At 40.4% G+C, this 24,876-nt stretch carries 19 protein-coding genes; 9 read left to right on the plus strand and 10 right to left on the minus strand.

Annotation, left to right across the window (positions count from 1 at the left end; genetic code table 11):
- Positions 1-20: 20 nt before the first annotated feature.
- A complete protein-coding gene (locus tag R2S10_RS11165; protein ID WP_182961655.1) occupies positions 21-206 on the minus strand; it encodes a CsbD family protein in 186 nt (61 codons plus the stop codon).
- A 174-nt stretch (positions 207-380) separates the two neighbouring features.
- On the opposite strand from R2S10_RS11165, the gene R2S10_RS11170 reads away from it, so the two are divergent.
- Positions 381-1,067 (plus strand): hypothetical protein, encoded by a 687-nt coding sequence (locus tag R2S10_RS11170; RefSeq protein WP_316840525.1) that lies wholly within the window; start codon positions 381-383, stop codon positions 1,065-1,067.
- Between the two features lie 100 nt (positions 1,068-1,167).
- On the opposite strand, the gene acs is transcribed toward R2S10_RS11170, so the two are convergent.
- The 8 genes from acs to R2S10_RS11210 all read right to left on the minus strand — a co-directional run bounded on the left by acs (position 1,168) and on the right by R2S10_RS11210 (position 16,347).
- Positions 1,168-3,060, minus strand: coding sequence for an acetate--CoA ligase (acs, locus tag R2S10_RS11175; RefSeq protein WP_316840526.1), 1,893 nt, complete (start codon positions 3,058-3,060; stop codon positions 1,168-1,170).
- A gap of 132 nt (positions 3,061-3,192) precedes the next feature.
- The gene (locus R2S10_RS11180) at positions 3,193-4,596 is read right to left on the minus strand and encodes an arylsulfatase (RefSeq protein WP_316840527.1); all 1,404 of its coding nucleotides are present in this window, start codon (positions 4,594-4,596) and stop codon (positions 3,193-3,195) included.
- Between the two features lie 52 nt (positions 4,597-4,648).
- On the minus strand, positions 4,649-6,262 hold the full coding sequence (locus tag R2S10_RS11185; protein WP_316840528.1) for a RagB/SusD family nutrient uptake outer membrane protein: 1,614 nt from the start codon (positions 6,260-6,262) through the stop codon (positions 4,649-4,651).
- Positions 6,263-6,318: 56 nt separating this feature from the next.
- Complete coding sequence (locus R2S10_RS11190; RefSeq protein WP_316840529.1) at positions 6,319-9,048, minus strand: SusC/RagA family TonB-linked outer membrane protein; 2,730 nt, start codon at positions 9,046-9,048, stop codon at positions 6,319-6,321.
- A 46-nt stretch (positions 9,049-9,094) separates the two neighbouring features.
- Positions 9,095-10,843 (minus strand): RagB/SusD family nutrient uptake outer membrane protein, encoded by a 1,749-nt coding sequence (locus tag R2S10_RS11195; protein WP_316840530.1) that lies wholly within the window; start codon positions 10,841-10,843, stop codon positions 9,095-9,097.
- Positions 10,844-10,850: 7 nt separating this feature from the next.
- On the minus strand, positions 10,851-14,219 hold the full coding sequence (locus R2S10_RS11200; RefSeq protein ID WP_316840531.1) for a TonB-dependent receptor: 3,369 nt from the start codon (positions 14,217-14,219) through the stop codon (positions 10,851-10,853).
- A 230-nt stretch (positions 14,220-14,449) separates the two neighbouring features.
- Positions 14,450-15,661: a FecR family protein gene (locus R2S10_RS11205; protein ID WP_316840532.1), complete on the minus strand. Its 1,212-nt coding sequence runs from the start codon at positions 15,659-15,661 to the stop codon at positions 14,450-14,452.
- Positions 15,662-15,750: 89 nt separating this feature from the next.
- Positions 15,751-16,347, minus strand: coding sequence for an RNA polymerase sigma factor (locus R2S10_RS11210; protein ID WP_316840574.1), 597 nt, complete (start codon positions 16,345-16,347; stop codon positions 15,751-15,753).
- A 143-nt stretch (positions 16,348-16,490) separates the two neighbouring features.
- On the opposite strand from R2S10_RS11210, the gene R2S10_RS11215 reads away from it, so the two are divergent.
- From R2S10_RS11215 to R2S10_RS11250, 8 genes are all read left to right on the plus strand, one after another.
- Positions 16,491-16,928, plus strand: a complete 438-nt coding sequence (locus R2S10_RS11215) for a hypothetical protein (protein ID WP_316840533.1) — start codon at positions 16,491-16,493, stop codon at positions 16,926-16,928.
- A 186-nt stretch (positions 16,929-17,114) separates the two neighbouring features.
- A complete protein-coding gene (gene rpmB / locus R2S10_RS11220; RefSeq protein WP_039866682.1) occupies positions 17,115-17,348 on the plus strand; it encodes a 50S ribosomal protein L28 in 234 nt (77 codons plus the stop codon).
- 40 nt (positions 17,349-17,388) lie between these two features.
- Entirely contained in the window at positions 17,389-17,571 is a 183-nt protein-coding gene (gene rpmG / locus R2S10_RS11225; RefSeq protein ID WP_008242799.1) for a 50S ribosomal protein L33, read from the plus strand.
- Between the two features lie 38 nt (positions 17,572-17,609).
- Positions 17,610-17,768, plus strand: a complete 159-nt coding sequence (locus R2S10_RS11230) for a DUF4295 domain-containing protein (protein ID WP_082461406.1) — start codon at positions 17,610-17,612, stop codon at positions 17,766-17,768.
- A 71-nt stretch (positions 17,769-17,839) separates the two neighbouring features.
- Complete coding sequence (gene ftsY / locus R2S10_RS11235) at positions 17,840-18,802, plus strand: signal recognition particle-docking protein FtsY (RefSeq protein WP_316840534.1); 963 nt, start codon at positions 17,840-17,842, stop codon at positions 18,800-18,802.
- Positions 18,803-18,842: 40 nt separating this feature from the next.
- Positions 18,843-20,177 carry a 30S ribosomal protein S12 methylthiotransferase RimO gene (gene rimO / locus R2S10_RS11240; protein ID WP_316840535.1) on the plus strand — a complete coding sequence of 445 codons (1,335 nt, stop codon included), beginning with the start codon at positions 18,843-18,845 and terminating at the stop codon, positions 20,175-20,177.
- Between the two features lie 46 nt (positions 20,178-20,223).
- Positions 20,224-21,813 (plus strand): bacillithiol biosynthesis cysteine-adding enzyme BshC, encoded by a 1,590-nt coding sequence (bshC, locus tag R2S10_RS11245; RefSeq protein WP_316840536.1) that lies wholly within the window; start codon positions 20,224-20,226, stop codon positions 21,811-21,813.
- 3 nt (positions 21,814-21,816) lie between these two features.
- Entirely contained in the window at positions 21,817-22,902 is a 1,086-nt protein-coding gene (locus R2S10_RS11250) for an Ldh family oxidoreductase (RefSeq protein ID WP_316840537.1), read from the plus strand.
- A gap of 81 nt (positions 22,903-22,983) precedes the next feature.
- On the opposite strand, the gene R2S10_RS11255 is transcribed toward R2S10_RS11250, so the two are convergent.
- Positions 22,984-24,867: a SusD/RagB family nutrient-binding outer membrane lipoprotein gene (locus R2S10_RS11255; RefSeq protein ID WP_316840538.1), complete on the minus strand. Its 1,884-nt coding sequence runs from the start codon at positions 24,865-24,867 to the stop codon at positions 22,984-22,986.
- Positions 24,868-24,876 lie beyond the last annotated feature (9 nt).

The raw sequence follows: 24,876 nt of genomic DNA on the forward strand, positions 1-24,876 counted from the left end.
TAAATTATAATTAATGATGTCTATAGCGACTTTATCCAGGTCACCAGTTCATCACGGGTCTTTCCTGTTTTCTGCTGTAATTTACCATACATTTCATCTTCTTTACCTTCTTCGTACTTCAAATCGTCGTCGGTTAAATCGGCATAAGCTTGTTTTACTTTTCCTTTAATCTCATTCCATTTTCCTTTTAATTCCAACTTATCCATAGTTTCTTTTTTAAATGATTAACAATAAATAGATACCTAAAGAACAGCTGTTGAAACTATTTGTTTGATTTTCTGTAACGTTTTGGCCCTTTTGATCATCTTTAATAGGAAGCTTTCCTGGAAAATGGATGAGCTTCAGCTTAAGATTAAAATCCTGAAACTAACCAGAACCCGATGAAAAAACTACTCTACTTATTATTATTTACTGCCTTTCTTTCTCAATCATCCTGTACGATGATGATTAAAGGCATCGCTAAGAAAATGGTCAAAAAATATGACGACCATAGCGACATGAATGTCTCAGATTTCCAGTTAAAGGATAAAAATGGGAAGGTGCATTCCTATGCGGATTTACTAGCCGGAAAAACTGTTTATTTATATACCTGGGCTGATACTACTAATCGTCCACCGAATGATAAGAATTACAAAGAGCTGATGGCCCGCTTTAGTGCCTATCCAGATGTGGTTTTTGCAGATTTATTTATTGGAACAGATGAAAAATCATGGCTTGATTTTGTAAAAAAACATCCTGGTACAGCTTCCTACTATTTAGTTAAAAACGACATTTCCAATCCATTTCTAAATGCATTGGAAGGCTCCACGCTGGTTCCTTTCATTATTGGCAAGGATGGAAAGATCCTGTCCTTTAAAGGCCCTAAACCTCAGGATAAGATCGTAGTGGATTACATTTTATATGAGGCTAGAGATGGCGTAAATGGAAGTGCTTCCGGAAAAAAACTGATCAAGGGTGTGAACAGTGCGCAGAAGTTCAAAACAGAAGAGCTGAATGATTGGTATAAGAAACATTTTAAAGTAAAGGAGATCGATAAATTATCATTCGGTATTTCCTCTACACAGTAAGCAAATTCCTAAAAACAGGAACTCATTTTGATGCTAAAAGAAAAGGCAGCTTTAGTATTTTACTAAAGCTGCCTTTTTGTATGATGCAATTATAAGGTTTCTATTTCTTAGACTTCTCAATGATTTCTTCAACAACTGCTGGATCCAACAGCGTACTGATGTCACCAAGATTGCTGATGTCGCCTTCGGCGATTTTCCTTAAAATACGTCTCATGATTTTACCTGAACGTGTTTTAGGTAATCCGCTTACAAAAAGAATTTTATCCGGTTTAGCGATCGCACCAATTACACGAGTTACCGTTTGCAGGATATCCTTGCGGGTAAGGTCAGCATCGTTATGGATGTTCGGGAAAATTACGAAAGCATAAATACCTTGTCCTTTTACCTCATGCGGGAAACCTACTACTGCACTTTCCACTACACCTGCGTGCATGTTAATGGCATTTTCAACCTCCGCAGTACCGATACGGTGACCAGATACATTGATTACATCATCTACCCTTCCGGTGATTCTATAATAACCATCTTCATCTCTTAAGCAACCATCACCAGTAAAGTAAAGGTTTTCGTAAGTAGAGAAATAGGTTAGCTTGCAACGCTCATGATCGCCATAAGTGGTGCGCAGCATTCCTGGCCATGGGAATTTGATACAAAGGTTACCATTTACACCATTACCTTCAATTTCTACCCCTTTTTCATCAACCAGAATTGGTTGAATCCCCGGTAAAGGTAAGGTTGCGAAACTTGGTTTTGTTGGCGTTACGAAAGCAATTGGAGAAATCATGATTCCACCGGTTTCTGTTTGCCACCAGGTATCAACGATTGGGCATTCTCCTTTTCCGATGTTTTCATCAAACCAGTGCCATGCTTCTTCATTTATCGGTTCTCCAACGGAGCCTAACACGCGAAGAGAACTCATATCGATGCCATTTAAAGGCTCTAATCCGAAACTCATTAGAGAACGAATTGCCGTTGGCGCAGTATACAAGATATTTACTTTATGTTTTTCTACTACCTGCCACATTCTTGAAGCATCAGGATAAGTAGGAATACCTTCGAACATCAATGTAGTTGCTCCCTGAGAAAGTGGGCCATACACGATATAAGAGTGACCGGTAATCCAGCCGATATCAGCAGTACAGAAGAATACTTCATCTTTCTGGTAATTGAATACGTTAGAGAAAGTATAGCCTGCATACACCATATAGCCGCCAATGGTATGTACTACCCCTTTTGGCTTACCAGTAGAACCGGATGTATATAAGATAAATAACAAGTCTTCGGCGTCCATTTCTTCTGCCGGACAATTGGTATCTACTAATTTAATTTCATCTTCCCACCAAATGTCGCGGCCTTTCAGCATGGAAACCGGTGTTCTGGTATGTGTTAGAACGATTACTCTTTCTACTGTCGGGCAACCGATCAAGGCATCATCAATTACTTCTTTCAATTGAATCTGTTTGTTTCCTCTGAATGCTCCATCGGCAGTAATTACTACTTTACATTCGGCATCATTGATCCTATCGGCAATAGATTTGGCAGAAAATCCACCAAAAACTACAGAGTGTACCGCACCAATACGGGCACAGGCCAATACTGCAACGGCAAGTTCAGGAACCATTGGCATGTAAATACACACACGGTCGCCTTTTTTAACACCATTTTTCTTCAGCACATTTGCGAAACGGCAAACTTGCTCATGTAATATTTTATAACTTAGGGTAATACTGTCTTTTGTAGGATCGTTAGGTTCCCAGATAATGGCTGGTTTATCTCCATTTTCTGCTAAATGACGGTCAAGACAGTTTTCCGTGATGTTTAGCTTAGCGCCTTCGAACCATTTGATGTTTGGCTCTGAGAAGTTCCAGGATAATACTTTATCCCATTTCTTTCTCCACAAGAAATTATCAGCGATACCTGCCCAGAATTGTTCAGGTTGGTCCACGCTCAACTTATAAGTTTCTTGATACTCTTCAATAGAATTAATTTGCATGATTTGGTTTATGTCAACAACTAAAACTCAAATATAACTTTATTCAGCCCCTATCAAAATTTTAATACAAGGTTTTCCTCTTGTTTTGAGCTTAAATTTCACGAAAAATCATTACGATTCCTACCTACGTTATTATTTTTTTGGTATAAAAGGGAAATCTTTATGCTCTACATGTTCTCTTTGCATAATTTCCACTGCTTGTTTCGCGATATTCGGATAAGTTGCCGATAAATCATTGGTTTCCTGAGGATCTATGTTAAGATCATATAACTTAACCTGAGCATTTGGGTTCCGGATCACCTGCTCTTTTATGGCTTTCCATTTTCCCATTCGTACTGCTTGTCGGCCGCCATCTTCATGAAATTCCCAATACAGAAAAGGGTGTTGTTGCTGTTTTCCTTTTTTAAGTAAGGTAGGTAAGATAGAAAGGCCGTCGGTTTGTGGGGGGCCTGGTTGTCCGCTGAGGGCTGAAAAAGTGGGTAGAAAGTCCCAGAAAGCACCAATATGATCGGATACTTGTCCTCTTTTAATCTTACCTGGCCAGGTAATAATCATTGGCTCCCTAATGCCTCCTTCTGTTAATTGTCTTTTGATTCCTTTAAATCCGGCACTGCTGTTAAAGAACTCCGGATCATTTCCACCTTCGCGATGTGGTCCATTATCGCTGGTAAAGACGATCAAGGTATTTTTATCGAGGCCTAGTTTTTTTAGTTTAGCTACTACTGCGCCTACATAGTTATCCAGGCGGCTTACCATTGCTGCATAAGCTGCACGAGGATAAGCTTGCGGCTGGTACCCTTTTCCGTCCCATTCTTTTTTTACTGCCTTTGGCTGCTCATTAAACTTTTTCTTATAGTATTCTAATGACGGATCACCATCAGGCAATTGCAATGCCGCATGTGGCAAAGTATAGGACAAGTACATAAAAAACGGTTTGGACTGGTTGGCTTCCATAAATGACATCGCACGTTGTTGAATCATTTCCGGTGCGTAATCATTTTGTTGTGTTGCGGTATTGTTAAGTTCTACGCGTTTTTCATTATCCCAAAGGTGATCCGGAAAAAAATTATGGGACTGTCGTTGGCAATTATAGCCATAAAACTGATCAATTCCCTGTTTTATAGGATCTCCTTCGGAACCTGGGAATCCCATCCCCCATTTCCCAAAACAGCCAGTTACATATCCTGCTTTTTTGAACATTTCGGGCATGGTAAACGTGGCATCAGGCAATGGCAATTGACCTTCAGGTTTAATTTCATAGTTCCCTCTAATCGGGCTGTGTCCGGTATGGAGGCCTGTCATTAGGGAAGCTCTGGAAGGTGCGCATACAGATGTTCCCGCATAAAATTGTGTGAAACGCATTCCATCAGCTGCCAGGCGGTCAATATTAGGGGTTTCAATCAACCGCTGACCGTATACGCCCAAATCGCCATAGCCCATATCGTCGGCCAGAATAAACACCACATTTGGCTTTTGCTGTGCTTGTAAAAACAGGGTAAAGGCAGTCAGCAGTCCTGTAAAAATTGCTTTTTTCATGTTCTTGATTTCATTAAAAGGGAGCAGCGATAAGCTGCCCCCTTAGTATATATTAATAACCTGGATTCTGCGTCAATGCAGGATCCGCCAGTATTTCTTTCAATGGAATGGCATATAAATACATTTTAGGCGCTATAAACCGCAGCTGATCCACCACGATTGGCGTATAGGTAAAGGTATTCCCTTGTTTTACAATCTTCATCCCTCTAACTGTTTCATTGCCTACCTGATCAACGATCTTCCATCGTCTGATGTCCCAGAAACGTTGTTCTTCGAAGGCCATTTCAATCCTTCTTTCATTTTGAATCGCCTTGCGCATTTCAGTCTGAGAAAGATCGGTCCTTAATCCGTGGGCATAACCTACAACTGTTCCTAAGGGTATCCCTGCTCTGTTTCTGATCAACTTCAGTTGGGTCAATGCTTCAGCCTGATTTCCGGTTTCATTAATCGCTTCGGCATAGTTAAGCAAAATCTCCGCGTATCTGAAAATCGGGAAGTTATGCGTTTGATCCTGATAGGCAGTGGCAGTACCAAAAGCGCCCAGAAATTTACGCATATAATAACCTGTTCGTGTTTGTAAACGCATCCCTCCTGGTCTGTCCAAACCACCATCAAATGTTTCCACAGGCCTGTTTAACCAGGTTGCACCATTATGGAACACGGTTAATCCCAATCTTGGATCTCTATTGGCATAAGGATTCTGACTGTTATAAGGCACTGTTGTACTGCTCGCATCAATCGACCTACCGTCGCTCATAGGGAATGCATCCACCAGATTCTGGGAAGGATTTACATAGCCATTACTTGCATTTGGTTCGGCAAAACCGATCGGTGCATTGGCAGTTTCCAGCGTTCTGTTTTGTCCTTTCTGATAAGCCAGAATTACTTCTGAATTTTTCCTGTTTAGAAAAGCACTGGTAAATGCTGGAGTAAGGCTATAAACATTTAGGTTGATCAGGTCTTTCGCTGCATTTGCCGCAGCGAGCCATTTTGTCTGATCATTTGAAGGGTTGTTCAATGGGCTGGCCACATACAGCAATAACCTTGATTTTAAAGCATAAGCTGCGCCTCTGGTGATGCTTCCAAGGAAGGTATCCAATACTGGCTCTGTTCTTAAAAGGGGTTTAACAGCTTCGCATTCTGTCAGGATATATTGCACACATTCGTCGAAAGTATTTCTAGGAATATTGCTTAGGTTATCATGCAATCCAAACACCTGATCTCCCAATAGTGGAACTGCACCATATCTTTTCAGCAATTCAAAGTAGTTCATTGCTCTGATGAAACGGGCTTCGGCCTTCCAGAACTTAATCGATGCGGCATCAAAAGGCACCACATCTATCTTGGACAGGAATATATTCACTTTTCGAATGGATGCATAACTAATGGCCCATCGATCGTCTGGGTTTGTCCCGGCGGTGATTCCGGATTTTGACAATAATTCTATAGAACTTCCGTATCTCGAGGCTACCGCATCGTCAGTTGCGGCATCCAGCACTACGTTATCTATTCTATTGAAACCATCCGGCAGATAGGTATAAAGATCATTTCTTACCCATTGGGCGAAAGTACCATTTTTATCAAACTGATCGTAAATGATATCCGGATTAACCAATTCATTAGGCTCTTCTTCGTATTTCTTGCAAGATGAAACCAATATTCCCATACATAACAGGATTATAATTTTTGTCGCTTTCATAATTTTTTTCCAGTTTATAACTACTAAAACTTAACCGTTAAACCTCCGTTAATCATCCTTTGTAAAGGGTAATCCAGACTTAGTCCTTCAGGATCAAAGCGCTTGATCTTAGAGAAAGTGAGCAGGTTGGCTCCATTTACAAACAGGCGAACCTGTTTCACTTTAATTTTATTCAGGAAGCTAGTTTCAAGTTTGTACGCGATTTCGGCGTTTTTCAATCTTAAAAAGTTGGCTTTTTGAATCCAGTAAGAAGAGCTGACATTGTTGTTAATATTTGGCCCTACTGATAGTCTTGGGTAAGTAGCTGTTGTAGCGGTTTCAGCTGTCCAACGGTTCAGGTGTTGCTCAAAAGCATTTCCTGTTCCATTATTCTGGAAAGCCCATTCTCCTAAACCAGTAACCATCATATTCCGGTTTGTGATGCCCTGGAATAAAACCGATACCTCAAAATTCTTAAAATCAAAACCCAAACTAAAACCATAATAGACCAAGGGTTTGTTTCCTCCGATAGCAGTTACATCGTATTGATTGATCAGGCCATCGTTATTTAAATCCTTATATTTTATATCGCCGGGAACAGACTTGTATCCTTCCACAACCGGACCTGAACCGGCCGTTTCTACGTAACCATCCGCCAGGTAGCCATAGAGCTGTTCTGTTCGCTGTCCTTTTCTGGACATCCAGCTATAAGGCATTTTTGGTTCATCATTTTCCAGAATCTTGCTATAGTTAAGGGATAGATTACCGCTCAGATGGTAGCCAAAATCCCCAATTTTATCATTCCATCCGGCTGTAAGTTCCAGGCCTGACAATTTTGATTTGCCTAGGTTTTCCAGGGGATAGGTAATCCCCAGCAAGGATGATGCTTGTCCGCGGACCTGTAATAGATCTGAAAAGGTGTTGATGAAATAATCGGCTTGCAGGTAAGCTCTTTTACTGGCAAATTCCATATCCAGACCGGCGTCAAATTTATTTGATTTAGAAGCGGTAACTGAAGTAGGTAGGCCTACTTCCTGACTTCCTTGTACTGCTGAAGGGCCTGTTCCGAAATAATAAACATTTCCGGTGTTAATGTAAGAATACAAATAGGCGTAATAAAGTGGATCAATCATCCCCACTTTACCATAGGTTGTTCTCAGTTTTAAGGTATTCAGAAATCCATCAGTACCAAAGAAATCCTCTTTATTTACATTCCAGCTAAATCCAGCAGCAGGGTAAAAATCATATTGTTTACCTTTCTGATACCAGTTATTTCCACTGTAGGAAGCCGTAGCCTCCAATATATACTTATCTTTTATACTATAGTTTGCAGATACTCTACCCGTGTTAAAGTTCTGAGGCAGCTGACTATTACTTCTATAACTCTGTAAATTATAAGCCATCACCACATCAAGTTTATTTCCATTGGCATCGTGGCGATAACCTGCTGATCCTTCAGCAAAGAACTGTTGGCTTCTATAAATCACAGCAGAAGTATTTACCTGAGAAGTTTGTGTTCCATAGCGTTGGTAGATGGCTTGTCCACTAACCGGATCGATCAGCGTTTGAAAGGTCTGAAAGGCCTTACTCCGATCAATCAACTGTGTTGATTTTGCAAAGAAAGATACATTGGCTTTTACCCATAGTCCTTTCAGTACATCGTCCATTTCCCTGGTCAGGCTAAGATCCCCGAATCCATCACTATTGGTGGTTCGCATGTATCCTTTATAAACCGACTGGCCGTAGATATTGTTGCTGAACAAGGCATTTCCTCCTAAAGATCCGTCTGGATTAAACACAGGATAGGCACTTGAAGGCGTATTTAATATCGAGTTATAAATTGCAAAGCCAGTTGATCCTGGTGAATTCTGATCTCCGATGCCGGAGTACAAATTAAGACTTCCTTTTAGGCGTGGTGTTAACTGCATCTCCAGATTCGTCCTGAACACAAAGCGTTCATAATCTGTATTGGTATTATAGGTGTTTTGGGCAAGTGGCCTCAATAGACCTTCCTGCTTCAGGTAGTCCAGCGATATAAAGTAATTGACATTTTTATCGGCACCTTCAGAGTTCAGGTTGAATCTGGAAAAGGGGGCATTGTCTTTAAAAATCTGGTCTTTCCAATTCACATTGGGATAAAGGAAAGGATCGCCACCGCTTTTATATCCGGCAATCGCTTCCGGCGTAAAAATTGGCTGGCGACCATCATTCCGGAGCGCTTCATTATAAAGTGTGGCATAGTCGCCGGCAGAAAGTGCTTTACGTTCTTTCAGACTACTACTCAATCCCGTTTGCGCGCTAGCTTCAAAGGTATATCCTGCTTCTTTTTGTCCTTTTTTTGTACTGATCAACAGCACACCATTGGCGCCTCTATTGCCATACACTGCAGTGGATAAAGCGTCTTTCAACAAGGTTACAGAAGCGATTTGCTCCGGATTAATCCCGGTAAGCTCTCTGGGAATCCCATCCACGACTATCAAAGGCACCCTTCCTCTAAGGAATGGAGTTGCTGCATCAAGACCAGGTTGGCCAGTCGTCTGAAGGGTGTACAATCCAGCCATTCTACCTGATAAAGCATTATAAATTGAACTCGTTGGGTTGGCAGTGAATACTTTTCCACCTTCCAGAACAGCAACAGCGCTCACCTGTCTTAACTTCAGGCTATCTGTTTTTTCCTGCGCATTCAAGTTGCTGACTAAAAAAATAACCAGGCCCGTCTGCAGCAATAATGATTGCCTATGGCGTTGTATGGTATGATATAAATATGAGATCATGAGTTAGGGTTTAAGATTGATTGATAAATAGCAAAATTCGGATGGACTACCATCCTGGATTTTGTTTCATTTCCCTGTTAATACTAATTTCTGAAGTAGGAATAGGGAATAAATAGCTGTTTACTTTGAAGTAACGGGCGGTTCTTACGTTGATTTCCGCATAGGTATAAGTATTACCTGTTTTTGTAATTCTCATTCCTTTCAGAAATTTACCATCGTATTCAGCACCGAGCTTCCATCTTCTTAAATCGAAGTAGCGATGCTCTTCGAAAGCCAGCTCAATAAATCGTTCATTTTGAATTAGCAGTCTGGCCTCATTTACCGATAATGAGGATGGAATTCCATAACGACTGTCTGCTCCTGCATCTATTCCTGCTCGTTTGCGCAAGGCTATCAACTGATCTAAGGCAATATTGGTTTGTCCGCTTTCATTTGCAGCTTCTGCATAGTTCAACAGAATTTCAGCATATCGAATCAGCGGTTGACAACGTTGGGTGTTGGCTGGACTATTTCCATAAACCAGTTCATCACACATTTTGCGGCAATAATACCCGGTATTTGTTGCGGTATTAGCCGTTGCAGCTTGTATTCCATCTTGTGCAGCACCAACATGGGTAAAAACCGGAGCCATTGCGTTTACGCGGCCATCAAAATACATTGCTCCGTTATAGATCACCGTATAGTCCAGACGAGGATCCCTGTTTGCATATGGATTTGTGGCATCAAAACCTGAGCCTGGTGTTCCTTTGAGTTTTCCGTTTTTCATTGGGAAAGCATCCACCAACTGCTGAGAAGGATAAATTAAAAACGTCCCCCCTCTGGTTGGTGGTAGCCAATTGCTCTCATACAGTTTATTATTCCCGTTCATCCTTTGAAGAATCGCCTCGGTATTCACCCTATCCAGAAACATTTTATAAAAACCATTTCCAGGTCTGGTCACATTGTCTTCTACCAACTGATATTGATTCAGGTCCATTACGGCCTTGCTGGCGTCCATTGCTTTCTGCCATCTGCTGGCATCAGCATTCGGGTAGGCAGTTAATGGAATAATATCTCCCTGAGTAGAAAGGCTTCCTCCGTTAAACAGCGGACTTGCGGCAGATAGTAACACCCTTGCTTTAAGTGCCAATGCTGCTCCTTTGGTGATTCTTCCATAATCAAGACCTTGATTTCTTTCCGGCAACTGAGCAGCAACTGCATCCAGTTCAGAAACAATATAATTGACAGTGGCTTCAAAACTGGCTCTTGGATCGGTATTCTCATCTGAGAGGCCTTTAACCTGATCTCCAACCAATTGTACACCGCCATAAAATTTAAGCAGAAAATGATAAAAATAGGCCCTTAAGAACCTTGCTTCCATTTTCGACTTTGCCTTTAAACTGGCGGATAAAGGTGCGTTATCTACATTTTTAAGATAGATATTTACCATTCTTATTCCGGTATATAAAAAAGTCCAGTTTTGATTATTTGCATTGATAAAACCTGTTCCGAAGCTTCCTTGAAACATTTGAATGGGTACATTTTGTCCACCTGGCCAACGGGATTCCGCTTCGTCAGTTGCTGCAGTGAAGGGGGCACCGAGCGAATTTACTTCTACTGGATCCGATTCAAAACCTATACGTCCATAAATCCCAAGCAGGAAAGAAGAAGTTCTGGCACTATCGGCAAAGACCGATGCTTCATCCAGGTCGTTAGTGGATTGACTATCTAAGAAACTATTTGCTTTTTTACATCCTGTTGTGAGCCCCAGAATAAGGGCAATACCTATCGTAAGTGTATAATATATCTTTTTCATAATTGTCCTATTTAAGCGTTACCGATAATCCAATGTTTATTAATCGCGTGGTTGGATAAACATATCCGTAAACATCACTGGCCACTTCAGGGTCAAACTGATAGCGTTTGTAAAAATCGGAGATGGTAAAAAGGTTGTATCCGTTGGCATAAATGCGAACTGCGCTCATTCCTAATTTATCCGCAAATGTTTTTGGGACTCTATATCCGATCTCAGCAGAACGCAGACGCAGGAAATTGGTGCTGGTAGCCCAGAAAGTGGACAGATTCCCCTGTGGATTCATGTAAGTTCCTGCAAACGTAGTGGTCAAAGCAGGGAATGTTGCGGTGGTAGCAGTTTCCTGGGTCCATCTGTCTTTGTGGAATTCCTGCAACTGTGTTTTGAAAGGAACCGCAGAGTCAAAACCGGTATAAGATTCGCCATTTAAGTTAGACTGGAAAAGCATGGAAATGCTAAAGCCTTTGTAATCGAAGCCAATGGTGGTTCCTATAACCGTATTCGGGACATTTGGATTGCCTACAAATGCCATATCTTCGACGTTGATGATTCCATTTCCGTCGAGATCCTTATACTTTAGCCAACCTGCTTTAATGGTTCCTGAAGGTTTTGGTGTTGCCGGATCGTTCACTTCATCTTGTGTATAAAACTGTCCGGTCCAGATGTATTTTTTAGCTAGTCCTACGGATAAGCCGGTTCCCTTTTGCCATGGTTTTGAAGCATCCGGCTCAGGCTCATCCATAAAGACGATTTTATTTTTAGCATAGCTGAAATTTGTCTTTATGCTATAGCCCAGGTTGCCGATTTTGGATTTATGGGTCAACTCGATTTCAAACCCTTTATTAGATACTGCACCCAAATTTACCGGGGGTAAAGTTGAAGTTGGTACACCAAAAGAGGAAGGTACCGTACGGCGGTTGATCAAAATCTTGTCCCTGAAATTATCAAAGTAATCAAAGCTTCCACTCAGTTTCCCACTGAACATAGAGAAATCCAATCCGATATTTGCTTTACGCTCTGTTGCCCAGGTTACATCATTATTTCCAAGCTTGCCTTCATATATGGTAGGAAATGAATTGGCTGTTTCTCCAAGATTGTAGTTTGGACCATTGCTATAAAAACTTTCATAGCCATATTGATACCCCGCAATATCATCACTTCCGGTATAACCATAAGATCCTCTGAACTTAAACATCTCTACAAATGGCAAGGCTTTTTCCATAAAAGATTCTTTGGAAATGTTCCAGCCGGCAGAGACTGCAGGGAACCAGGTATATCGCTTTTGGGAGGTAAAATTGGAGGACCCATTATAGGCTCCACTCAGTTCAAACAGGTATTTTTCCTTAAAATTATAGGTCCCTCTGAAAGTATAGCCAAGGAAGTTATTTGGTGGCCTTGCGGCAACAATTTTACTGGAGCGGTTATAAAGTAAAAGCCCTGCAACATCATGATTTCCAAAAGTGCGCTGGTAGGTTAACATCCCCTGATAAGTAATAATTTTAGCTGGAAGATCTGTTTCAGCTGCGGCATAGCCTAGGCTAAGTGGAGAAACCCTGTAGACATTAATGTCTTTCGGGGTATAGCTACCATCTACTGGGTTGTAATAAAATGAAGGGATTGCTCCTCTGCTTAGCGTTCGTCTGGCTGAATTGTTATTTGAATAAGCAAAAAGCCCTTTCAAAGAAAGGCCTTTGGTAATGGCATCTAACTTCTGAACCGCAGAAAAGTTGGAACTCAGGAAATTATTGAAATTTCTGTTGTACCCGCTTAAGGCAACGATCGCGGCTACACTGTTCATCCCATCTCTTGGCGAGAAAACCGCGGGGTTGGCAAAGCCAAAGCTCCCATCAGGATTATATACCGGGTAAGCATAGGAGTTCACATATTCGTATTGCGTCATCTGGAAACCTAAGTTCCCAACATCAGGCGCATTCTTTTCACTAAAGGTTCCGTTTAAATCGAGGCTTAACTTAAGGGATGGCGTAGCATCAATATCTAAATTGGACCTGAACTTATAACGTTTAAAATAGTAATTGGTATTGATTGGCGATTTATCAGGAACAGGCATTGCTCCTTTATACTCAATATCATTGAATAAACCATCCTGAAACAGATAGCCAACCGAAGTAAAATACTTCACCTTTTCGGTACCGCCGGATATATCCACATTATGGTCTGTTTGCAGCGCTGATTTCCCGAAAACTTTATCGTACCAGTTGATGTCCGGATGCCCGTAGGGGTCAGCTCCTGACTGAAAAAGATCCAGATCCTGCTGCGTAAACTGAGGGTCAAGATTGTCATTTTTCAGTGCTTCATTACGCAATAACGCTGCATCATATGACCCTAGCGCTTTAAATGGAGATATGGCTAGATTTGCCCCAATTTCCGACCTGACATTGATCACTGGCTTACCCAGCTTCCCTCTTCTGGTGGTTACAAGAATCACACCATTTGCCCCTTTAATCCCATAAATGGAGGTAGAAGCGGCGTCTTTCAGAATGGAAACATTTTCAATTTCATTCTGGTCAATCATAGCGAACTGACTCAGTTCATATTCGATGTTATCTACCAGGATCAATGGCGCTGTGGAGAAGCCTGAAAGCGTACTCACTCCCCTCACATAAATCTGTGCGGCATCATTTCCCGGTTGTCCGGTTCGTTGCAGGGTGGTTAGCCCGGTCACTTTGCCAGTCAGCATATTCTGTAAACTTGCACCTGGTGTGCTATTGATTTCTTCCCTGGTTACCTGGGCGACGGAAGAAGTTACATTTGCTTTCTTTTGCTTGCCATAACCAACAATCACCACATCCCCGGCCAATTCTTTGGAAAAAGGAACCAATTTAATCATCAGATTATTCGCCGCCTTAACTTCCTGAGTATGGTAACCAACATAGGTAATGATCAGGATGTCGTCATTTAACAACCCTTTCAGAGAGAATCTTCCCTGACTATCTGTAATGACCCCCTGTCCGGAGCGCTTTACTTTTACCGTTGCTCCAGGAATGCCTTGTTCAGTCTCATCTAATACTTTTCCGGAAGCATCATTCATGATGATCATTTGTGCTGGAAAAGAAGGAACAACATTACCGGCTTTGACAGTGATGATATTGTTTTTAATGGTATAAACTAATGGCTGATTTAAAAAAACTTTTTTCAGCGTTTCTTCTAAAGAGAGTTTATCGACATTAATATTTACAGGGTTGGCGTTTTTTATGGAATTTGAGATGTAAACCAAATCATATCCACTTTGTTTTCCAATTGCCTTTAATACCCGCTCTAAGGATGCATTGGTTCTGGAAAGCGTAATTTTATTTTGAGCATAGGTGGAGGCGCTGACTTGCAGCAGCACCGTAAAACTCAATAACAGGGTTAATTTCATGGTTAGTAATATCTTGTCCTTGACATAGGACGCCCTATACGAGTTAGGATCGTAAAATTTCATACATTTGGTTTGTTTAGGTTTAAGACAAAAGCCGTCACAATAAAATGCGCCGGCAATTCATCAGTAGTTGATTCTCAATCTTATTATTGAACGGGCCTGAACGATTTAAACCGGGAGCGCTCCAACGCTCCTGGTTTTATTCAGTCCAACGATTCGAGGTGTAAAGGTTATTTCATAACGATGATCCTCCTTCCTTCCACTTTAAATCGAAATTTCTCTGTTGATTCGAGTATGTTCAAGATATCAGCAAGGTTTCTAGATTTAGAAACTATCCCGCCGAGTTCCACATTTTCAATATCATCCTGATAAACGACTTCTACATTGTATACGCGTTCTATCTTTCTCATGATCGTTTTCAGGTCTTCATCAAGCGAGAAGTACCCGTCTTTCCAGGCCATTACTTCTTGCAAATCCACTTTTTTTACACTCAATCCAGCATGTTCTAAAATAGCCTGTTCACCAGGTACGAGTATTTTTTGCTGGCTGCTGGATGGTTGTTTTTGATTTACAGCATCAACATTTACCCGAACACTTCCCTCTGCCAGGGTGGTTTTTACTGCCGACTCATTTTGATAAGCATTGATGTTAAAATGAGTTCCCAAAACTTCTACTGCTTGTCCACGGCTCATTACTTTAAAAGGCATACCATCATGTTTTGCCACTTCAAAATAGGCTTCTCCTGTTAGGGTAACTATTCTTTCTTTCCCCATAAACTGGGGTGCATATTTTAGGCTGGAAGCTGCATTCAACCATACTTTGGTTCCATCGGGAAGGTTGATCTGATATTTGCTTCCCAAAGGAGTAGAAATAAGGTTAAACACGGGCTTGCTGGCAAGAAGCTTTTTTGAAGGATTAGCAGGCTGTCCCTCCTCTATTTCATAAACCAATTGCCCATCGGAAGTTTTAGTGATTTTTATTCCAGACTGCTCTGCAATTTTACCGTTTTTAGCATCGGTAAGACTAATTTCAGTACCATTAGCCAATGTTAGCACAGCTGTATTACCCGGAGTTTTTATACTATAGTCGGTGTGGTTTCCATAAGTAACCGGCCTTTCATCAAAAGAATTCCGGTACTGGTATAGCCCAACAGACATGCTAATGAGAACAATCGCTGCTGCTGCATATCGGTAAATACTTTTCAATTTGTGTCTTTTAGCGATTTCCGGGAAGGCTTTATCTTTTATTTTAGCCAGTAATAATGGATCGGGTAAGTCATAATCCAGGGCATCGCTAAGCCGCTTCTGATAGGCAGAGAGTAAATCTTCATAGGCATCATCATCTAATTGTTCCAGATATTGATTAAATACCATATGATCCTCCGCAGAGGCTTCTCCTCTGGCAAATTTAACTAAGATGATTTCTATTTTCTGCCTTTCCATGTCCTTCATTACTTGTAAGACGGAGCCGTTTGAAAAAAGTACACCTCCTTTTCTGAAGATTCTTAAAATAAAATTCTACAGAAAAGAGATTAGGAAAGAATAAGTATAAACCAGCACAATAAAGGCCAGCCGGTTTTATGGCGCAATTGCTGTTTAATTGCATTAATCGCTTCGTAAAGCTGCTTTTTCACCGCGGAAGAGGAAATGTTTAACGCTTTCGCTATTTCATCTATAGACATCTCCTGCTCCATGCGCATATCGAAGATCCGGCGTCTTTGCGGAGATAAATCCTGTAGTGCTACTTTTGCAATTTCATAATACTCCTCATACACCAATTGATCATGGACAGAAGCGAGTTCTGTGCTGGAAGTCCCCCCGAACTTATCAATTAAGCGCAGCTGTGAATCCTGGCGCCCCCTTTGGTCCAACAATTGATTTTTAGCCATTCTAAAAAGATAAGCTTCAAAAGACCGTAATCCAGGAATCGTTTCTTTTCTCATCCACACTTTAAGAAATACATCCTGAATTACTTCTTCTGTATCTTCCTTATTCTGATTGGCGAATGGATAAATGAAACGATAAAGCTTAGGTACATAGGTATTATATAAAGTCGCAAATGCCTCCCAGTCCCCCGAAGCCACCTGTTCTAATAATTCCTTATTCTCAATACTCGTTTGCGCCCCCACTATTAACAATAATATTACATTCTATAAAACGTGCTTAAGTTACATTTTATTCGGATTGTTACAAACGCCCACTATATTATATAGTATGATTTTAAACATTAGGCACTGACCGATTGTCTCCTTTAATACCAAGCTTACACACTATGAGTATACAGTTATACGATCAGATTGCTTCAATACTGAGAAGGGCTGAACTGGCCAACCAGCATTACCAGACGGAATCCTTAAAATGGAACCTTGATCCGCACAAGGCGGAACATCAGGAAATCAGGAATGAACTCAAAGAAATCTATGAGGTACGGCTTCCTTTGACGATTGTATTGATGATGCAGGTGATTGAACTTCCAGGAATAAATGATTTAATTTTACATGAAGTATTACATCCTGAACTCCAGACTTTTCAGTTGGCCTATGGTGTTACACCAACTTTATACCATATGGAAGAATATAAGTCAGTTTGGTTAACCTGTTTAGAAAGCGAAGAAAAGCCGGAACTGGTACATTATATCAACGATTTGCGAAGATTTGTCTTACAATTTGAAAACCTATTGGGTGATTTAGAAGAATCTGTGGCCTTGTAATCCGTATAAATGTTGTATATTGCGCCCCGAGAGCATCCATGGTAGGAATCTGGGCAGCAGTCCGTAACACGCTGTAAATAAATTCAAAATATTTTAGATACCTACTTGATGATTACAAATATTTTATTGATATTTGCACACTCTTAAAAAAATTAAGAAAACATAATTAACACTATATTTAAAGGCATGTCTAGAGTTTGTGATTTAACCGGAAAAATGGCAATGACAGGTTTTAATGTTTCTCACTCAAACGTTAAAACTAAGCGTAAGTTTTATCCCAACTTACAACTTCAGAAATTTTATATTCCTGATGAGGATCGTTGGATAACACTGAAAGTTTCTACTTCAGCTATCAAAACCATTAATAAAATTGGTATTACTGAGGCGATCAATCGCTTCATGAAAAAAGGATATTTGTAAATAACATTGGTTGATGTGAATCGACCTTAAGATTAATAAAATGGCAAAAAAAGGTAACAGAGTACAAGTTATTCTAGAGTGTACGGAGCATAAAACTAGTGGCATGCCTGGTATGTCTAGATATATCTCTACTAAAAACCGTAAAAACACTACTGAGAGATTAGAATTGAAAAAATTCAACCCAGTTTTGAAAAAGGTAACTGTACATAAAGAAATTAAGTAATACATTTAGTATTTAACTAAATACAATCTATTTAGATCATGGCAAAAAAGGTAGTTGCAACCCTTAAAACGGGAAAAGGTAAAGAATATTCGAAAGTTATTACAATGACTAAATCACCAAGAACTGGTGCTTATTCTTTCAAAGAAGTTATTGTTCACAACGATCACGTTCAAGATGCTATTGCATCCAAAAAATAATTTTAATATTTAATTATATTAAAGCCGTCCCTTTTAAATGGGAGGGCTTTTTTTGTTTAGTTAGACATTGTATGGGTTTATTTGATTTTTTCAAGAAAAAGGAAACTGCTCCCGAGGCGCAGGAAGCACTAGACAAGGGTTTAGAGAAAACTAAAGAGGGCTTTTTGAGTAAAATCACGAAGGCCGTTGCGGGTAAATCGACAGTAGATGATGATGTGCTCGATAATCTTGAGGAGGTATTAGTGACTTCCGATGTTGGTGTGACCACCACTTTAAAAATTATTGACCGCATACAAGCTCGTGTAGCTAAGGACAAGTATCTATCGACATCAGAATTGCATCGCCTATTGCGTGATGAAATACAACTGATGCTTTCTGAAAACAATAGTAATGATTTTCGCAAGTTTGAATACGGACAGCACAAGCCTTATGTAATTATGGTAGTTGGCGTGAATGGTGTTGGTAAAACGACTACCATTGGTAAGCTGGCACATAAACTAAAAGCTGAAGGACTGAGCGTAGTTTTAGGTGCTGCTGATACTTTCAGAGCCGCAGCAGTTGAACAGATCAAACTTTGGGGAGAACGTGTTGGTGTACGCGTAGTCGCGCAAGCCATGGGTTCAGATCCTGCTTCTGTTGCTTTCGACACTTTGCAATCTGCAGTCGCCAATGGCGAAGATGTAGTGATCATTGATACTGCCGGACGTTTACACAACAAAATTGGCCTGATGAATGAATTGGGTAAAATCAAGAGTGTGATGGAAAAGGTAATCCCTTCTGCCCCACACGAAATCTTATTGGTATTGGATGGTTCAACAGGGCAAAATGCTTTTGAACAATGCAAACAGTTTACTGAGGCAACCGACGTAAATGCATTGGCCATTACCAAACTGGATGGTACCGCTAAAGGTGGTGTCGTGATCGGAATTTCTGATCAGTTTAAAATTCCGGTAAAATATATAGGTGTTGGCGAAAGCGTAAACGACCTGCAATTATTTGACAAAAAAGCATTTGTAGACAGCTTGTTTAACTAATCATTAGTTGAACGAAGAATTCTACTCCAAATAAAAAATCATGAATACAAAAACCACATCTAAAATCATTCCCGTTAAAAAACCTAAAATCAATGTAATTACTTTGGGTTGTTCCAAAAATCTTTACGATTCAGAAGTTTTGATGGGTCAGCTTCGTGGCAATAGCATGGATGTGGTCCATGAATCAGATAAAATGGGAAAAGATGATATTGTAGTCATCAATACCTGCGGTTTTATCGATAATGCCAAGCAAGAATCAATTGATACTATACTACAGTATAGCGAGCTAAAAGACGCTGGAAAAATTGCGAAAGTAATTGTGACCGGTTGTTTATCTGAAAGATATAAGCCAGAACTTGAAGCTGAAATCACCAATGTTGATGCTTTCTTTGGCACCAACGATTTAAGCAACATTTTACATTCATTAGGTGCTAATTATAAGCATGAGCTGATTGGAGAAAGGTTATTGACCACTCCTTCTCATTTTGCTTATTTTAAAATTGCTGAAGGCTGTAACCGCCCATGCTCTTTCTGTGCCATTCCTTTGATGCGTGGAAAACACGTTTCCAGAGATATGAATGAATTGGTGAATGAAGCAAAAATTCTTGCTGCTAACGGTACAAAAGAATTAATTCTTATTGCACAGGATCTGACTTATTACGGTTTAGACATTTACGGTAAACGTAACCTTGATGAATTGTTAAGACGTCTTTCTGATGTAAATGGAATTGAGTGGATCAGGTTACAATATGCTTATCCTTCAGGTTTCCCGATGGAAATTTTAGATGCGATGAACGAGCGTGATAACATCTGTAAATATCTGGATATGCCATTACAGCACATCACAGATAACATGTTGAAATCTATGCGTCGTGGTATTACAAAACAGAAGACCATTGATATTGTAAACCAGATCAGAGATAAAGTGCCTAATATCGCTATGCGTACTACTTTAATTTGTGGTTACCCAGGTGAAACGGAAGCTGATTTCGAGGAGATGTTGAGCTGGGTTGAAGAAACAAGATTCGATAGATTAGGTTGTTTCACTTATTCTCATGAAGAAAAAACTCATGCCCATGACCTGGTTGATGATGTACCTGCTGAAGTAAAACAGGAACGTGTGGATGCCATTATGGAATTACAACAAGGAATTTCTTATGAGATCAACCAGGAAAAAATAGGTCATACTTATAAAGTATTGGTAGATAGAAAAGAGGGTGATTTCTTCATTGGAAGAACTGAGTTTGACTCTCCAGAGGTTGATAATGAGGTTTTAATTGATGCAACAACAGGTTATGCTGCCAATGGAAGCTTCGTAAATGTGAAGATTGACAGGGCTGAGGATTTCGATCTATATGGACAAATTGTAAAATAAATTTGTGATGTATTGACTTCTGGTTTATTAACTTAAATTCGTAGCAATGCAGGCCAAATACATCTCTTACCAGGAAACCAATGCCTTCTCCACCGCTGTACTGGATTACATCGACGGAAAGGATCAGTTAAGTGCTTTTTATAAGTACACACCGGATTTTGAAGGCTTTGCTAAAGCCATCGCTAACCGTAATTTTAAAGGAAACAGGTCTACACTGACCGAAATCCTCAAAAAGCAATATGCTACCGTTAAGGCTCCCGCTTTAGTGGAACAAAATATACATCTTTTAGCTGATGACCGGACTTATACCATTACCACCGGTCATCAGCTTAATATCTTTACCGGTCCACTTTATTTCATTTACAAGATCGTTACTGCCATTAACCTTGCAAAAGAGTTAAAGGAACAGTTTCCTGATCAAAACTTTGTGCCTGTTTATTGGATGGCTACCGAGGATCATGATTTTGAAGAGATCAACCATGTGAAAATCGAGGATAAAAAACTCAGCTGGAATAAAAAAGCAGCCGGAGCTACTGGAAGATTAAGCACCAAAGACATCACTGAAACCTTATTGGCGTATAAAGGCTACCTTGGTATTACCGAGAATGGTCTGGAATTGGCGGCCTTGGTAGAAAAGGCATATGCAGCACATGAAAAGCTTTCTGATGCCACCAGAGAACTGGTTAACGGCTTATTTGGGAAGTATGGATTGGTATGCGTAGACGCTGATGAGCAGGAGTTAAAAAAGGAGTTTGCAGGTATTATCGAAGCCGACATAATTGGCCAGCATAGCTTTGAGCATATTTCAGAAAGCAATGCCTTGCTGGAAGCTAAAGGCTATAAAACTCAGGTAAATCCCAGAGAGATCAATTTCTTTTACATGACCGATCAATTGAGAGAAAGGATTGTAGAAGAGCATCAAGTATATAAGGTCATGAATACTGACATCCAGTTTACGGAGGCCGAATTGAAACAGGAGATCACTGATTTTCCGGAGCGTTTTAGTCCGAATGTAGTGATGCGTCCGGTATATCAGGAAGTGATCCTGCCAAACCTTGCCTATATTGGAGGAGGTGCGGAGTTAACTTACTGGTTGCAGTTGAAAGCAAATTTCGACTACTATAAGATTGATTTCCCTGTCTTGTTACTTAGGAACTCCGCTTTAGTGATCGATAAACGTTCTGAGCAGAAGATGGAGATTCTTGGCATTAGTCATAAGGATCTCTTTAAAAAAACTGAAACGCTTAAAAATGATTGGATCAAAGCTCATGTTAATTTACAGCTTTCTCTAGCTGATGAACAGCGTACGCTGAGCGCTATTTTTGATCAAATCAAGCTGAATGCTTACAAGATCGACAAAACCCTTTCTCAATCAACTGATGCCGCTAAAACAAAGGCATTAAAGCTAATTGTTAATTTAGAAAAGAAAATGCTGAGGGCCGAAAAGCGCAAGCATGATACTTCTTTATCACAAATTGACAATTTAAAAGGGAAACTCTTTCCAACAGGAGTTCTACAGGAGCGAGTGTTGAATATTGCCCCTTTATATGTAGCCTATGGTGAGGAGTTCATCGAGTCCTTAATTTTAAATTTCAAACCATTGGACCATCAGTTTACGGTTCTATTTGCTTCATAAATAATGATTTTTCACACTTTTACCGAACAAAATCTACGTCAGTTTACGGAAAGGGTATTCCTAAAAATGGGATGTCCAATAGCAGATGCGCAATTAGCAGCAGATGTTTTGCTAAAATCCGACTTACGTGGAATAGATTCCCATGGTGTAGCCCGGTTAAGCGGCTATGTTAGGTTATGGGAAAAAGAACGCATCAATGCTACCCCTAATGTACGTGTGGTACATGAAACTCCAACTACTGCTACTGTAGATGGGGATGCCGGATTAGGATTAGTTGTTGCTCCCTTTGCCATGAAAGTAGCCATAGAAAAAGCGAAAATTTATGGCAGTGGATGGGTAGCGGCTAAAAATTCTAATCATTTTGGGATTGCCGGATACCATGCATTAATGGCGGTAGAACAAGATATGATCGGTGTGAGCATGACCAATGCAAGTCCGCTGGTTGCACCAACTTATGCCAATGAAAGGTTATTGGGAACAAACCCGATGTGTTATGCTTTTCCTGCTGGGAAATACCCACCAGTAGTGGTGGATATGGCTACCGCAGCGGCGGCAAATGGGAAACTAGAGATTGCGCAAAGGGCAAACCTACCGATTCCTGAAGGATGGGTACAAGATAAAGATGGCAACACTTCGACTAATCCCCATCAATTGAAAGAGGGCGGTTCTCTTTTGCCTTTGGGCAGCGATAAAGACCATGGCAGTCATAAAGGTTATGGATTAAGCGCAACGGTAGACATCTTATCAGCTGTGCTTTCTGGCGCAAATTACGGCCCTTGGGTCCCTCCTTTTGTGGCTTTCCTGGAGCCTTCTGCAAATCCTGTTGGCGAAGGCATCGGACATTTCTTTGGTGCCATGCGCATTGATGGTTTTCGTCCCGCAGCAGATTTTAAAGATCATCTGGACAATTGGATTGAGCGTTTTCAATCCGCAAAGACGATAAAAGAAGGTCAAAGGGTGATTATTCCTGGAGAGCCTGAATATGCTTTCGAGCAGGAACGTAAAGTTAAGGGGATTCCGATTATTGATGTGGTGGTAAAAGACCTGAATGAACTGGCAGAAAAGCTAGGGATTGAAGGCCTTGCATAAATAGCAAGACTCATGTTTTTAAATAAAAAAACCTGCTGATCAGATCTGATCAGCAGGTTTTTTGTTATCTGACAAACTAAATTAGTTCTTTTTAGCCCACCATAGTGGTGTCAATACTTCATCAGGTCCATTTAAAGCACTTACTGCCTGCAGGTAACCTGGGTTGTTTGTAATTTGCAAACTTGAAGGATATCTCAAACGTTGAGGGAAGAACTTAACATTACTAGTCATGTAATTACTGTTGTTTAATGCCGGTAAGTTAGGCAATACATTCTCAATCGCAGGATTCTCAAAGAATGGTAATCCCAAACGTCTTTGGTCATTCCATGCTTCTAAAGGAAGCCAAGGTGTCTGAGCAATGAATTTCTGAGTGATGATTTTTGTTAATCGATCATTTTTAACCGTACCATTTTTATATAGGTTATTAACAGGGTACAACACATTAGCAACACCTGCTACGTTGGTATATCCGTCGATATAATTCATAGCATGGCTAGCACCTGGTTCAGTTACGTGATCCCAGCTTACTGAAGTACCTACTCTATTGAAGTCTTCAGATGTCAGATAATTACCAACTGAATTGGATACACCCCAATATTCAAAACTAGCTCTGATACCTGCTTCATAAGCAAGTTTTCCACCCATTGGGGTTGACCATCCACGCTCAGCTGCTTCAGCCAATAGGAAATAGGTTTCCCACGGTGCAAAGAAAATACGTTTGCTTGTACTCGCTCTAAATTGGTTAGACAGACGTGGCATGGTACCTTCATAAGCTCTCAGCTCATTTTTAGTTCCCTTTGCACCCCAGTCGCCAGTATTAGAAGCATTCCAGGTATTTTTCGCGTCAATTGTTTTTACAACTGTATTGGTTGCACTCAATAGATTTCTCGTAGTCGTTTTAGCATCAGTCGTCCATGAAGGATAAGAATTAAAATTAGGATCAGAGAAATCACCAGGAATGATAAACGTTTTATAAGCACGTGGATCAATTACATTTGGAAGACCGTCAAACCAATATCCTGCAGATGGGTTATTTGTTTTAGAAGTGAAGTGATCATCAAATTTTAAGCCTAAATAATTTGCTGGCTTAATAGACGACAAATAACTTGCTCCAAGCTGAGTTTCTGTTTTAATCCCACCAAGGCCTAAATAAATATTATTTAATGAAGCTGAAATAAATTGTGGATTCCATTCTCTACTCATGACACCAGTTAAGTCATCCCATCCTGGTCTCTCCTGAACCTGGAAAGTTTCATCGGTTGCTTTAATGAAATCACTTCCTGCCACAGCCAGTTCAAACTCAGTTTTAGCTTTTGCTGGATCTACTTCAGATAATCTCATTGCCAAACGCATACGCATAGAGTTTGCATACTTTCTCCATTTTGCATAATCATAAGCATATGCCGGATCCAGTTTTTTCAAAGCATCAGTATTTGCAACATTCAGATCAAGCTTAGCGCTTGCTTCAGTTAATTCAAGCAAAAGGTAATAATAAATAGTTTTTACATCTGAAAATTCAGGATTAGTTCCATTAAAGGCCTTTGCAGGAATCGGTCCAAAATTATCTGACAATTCACTCATCAAGTAAGCTCTCCAGATTCTAGCTACCTGTATCAGGTTAGGCGTATAAGCTTTCGCTGTTCCCTTAGCTATTTGGTCCTCGCCAATTTGAATCGCTGTATTTGCACTATTTAGCCATGCAGCAATCTTATCATAATAAGCACCAGTCCAGCCATCATTATAACTGCCTGAAGAAAGCCCACCATTACTATGCTGGTGTCCTGCCGTTTTCCAATAAAGGACAAATGAACGCTCTGCTACATCTGGGTTCATCTGAGCGCCAATGATAGAGCCATTAATGAAATATTCTGTTTGTACCTGATCACCGGTAGCGGCTACAGGACTGACATTGATTTGTTCGAATTTTTTACATGATGCCAATAACAACGTTGTTGTTAAAAGCATGCATGAGGT

It is taken from the genome of Pedobacter gandavensis, from assembly GCF_032678745.1.
GTDB lineage: Bacteria > Bacteroidota > Bacteroidia > Sphingobacteriales > Sphingobacteriaceae > Pedobacter > Pedobacter gandavensis_C.

Bases quoted from the DNA above. Each gene is read 5' to 3' on its own strand.
- R2S10_RS11195 (WP_316840530.1), bottom strand. From the start codon at position 10,843: ATGAAAAAGATATATTATACACTTACGATAGGTATTGCCCTTATTCTG.
- R2S10_RS11215 (WP_316840533.1), top strand. From the start codon at position 16,491: ATGAGTATACAGTTATACGATCAGATTGCTTCAATACTGAGAAGGGCT.
- rpmB (WP_039866682.1), top strand. From the start codon at position 17,115: ATGTCTAGAGTTTGTGATTTAACCGGAAAAATGGCAATGACAGGTTTT.
- acs (WP_316840526.1), bottom strand. From the start codon at position 3,060: ATGCAAATTAATTCTATTGAAGAGTATCAAGAAACTTATAAGTTGAGC.
- R2S10_RS11200 (WP_316840531.1), bottom strand. From the start codon at position 14,219: ATGAAATTAACCCTGTTATTGAGTTTTACGGTGCTGCTGCAAGTCAGC.
- R2S10_RS11190 (WP_316840529.1), bottom strand. From the start codon at position 9,048: ATGATCTCATATTTATATCATACCATACAACGCCATAGGCAATCATTA.
- R2S10_RS11255 (WP_316840538.1), bottom strand. From the start codon at position 24,867: ATGCTTTTAACAACAACGTTGTTATTGGCATCATGTAAAAAATTCGAA.
- R2S10_RS11170 (WP_316840525.1), top strand. From the start codon at position 381: ATGAAAAAACTACTCTACTTATTATTATTTACTGCCTTTCTTTCTCAA.
- bshC (WP_316840536.1), top strand. From the start codon at position 20,224: ATGCAGGCCAAATACATCTCTTACCAGGAAACCAATGCCTTCTCCACC.
- R2S10_RS11230 (WP_082461406.1), top strand. From the start codon at position 17,610: ATGGCAAAAAAGGTAGTTGCAACCCTTAAAACGGGAAAAGGTAAAGAA.
- ftsY (WP_316840534.1), top strand. From the start codon at position 17,840: ATGGGTTTATTTGATTTTTTCAAGAAAAAGGAAACTGCTCCCGAGGCG.
- rpmG (WP_008242799.1), top strand. From the start codon at position 17,389: ATGGCAAAAAAAGGTAACAGAGTACAAGTTATTCTAGAGTGTACGGAG.
- R2S10_RS11205 (WP_316840532.1), bottom strand. From the start codon at position 15,661: ATGGAAAGGCAGAAAATAGAAATCATCTTAGTTAAATTTGCCAGAGGA.
- R2S10_RS11165 (WP_182961655.1), bottom strand. From the start codon at position 206: ATGGATAAGTTGGAATTAAAAGGAAAATGGAATGAGATTAAAGGAAAA.
- R2S10_RS11180 (WP_316840527.1), bottom strand. From the start codon at position 4,596: ATGAAAAAAGCAATTTTTACAGGACTGCTGACTGCCTTTACCCTGTTT.
- R2S10_RS11250 (WP_316840537.1), top strand. From the start codon at position 21,817: ATGATTTTTCACACTTTTACCGAACAAAATCTACGTCAGTTTACGGAA.
- R2S10_RS11185 (WP_316840528.1), bottom strand. From the start codon at position 6,262: ATGGGAATATTGGTTTCATCTTGCAAGAAATACGAAGAAGAGCCTAAT.
- rimO (WP_316840535.1), top strand. From the start codon at position 18,843: ATGAATACAAAAACCACATCTAAAATCATTCCCGTTAAAAAACCTAAA.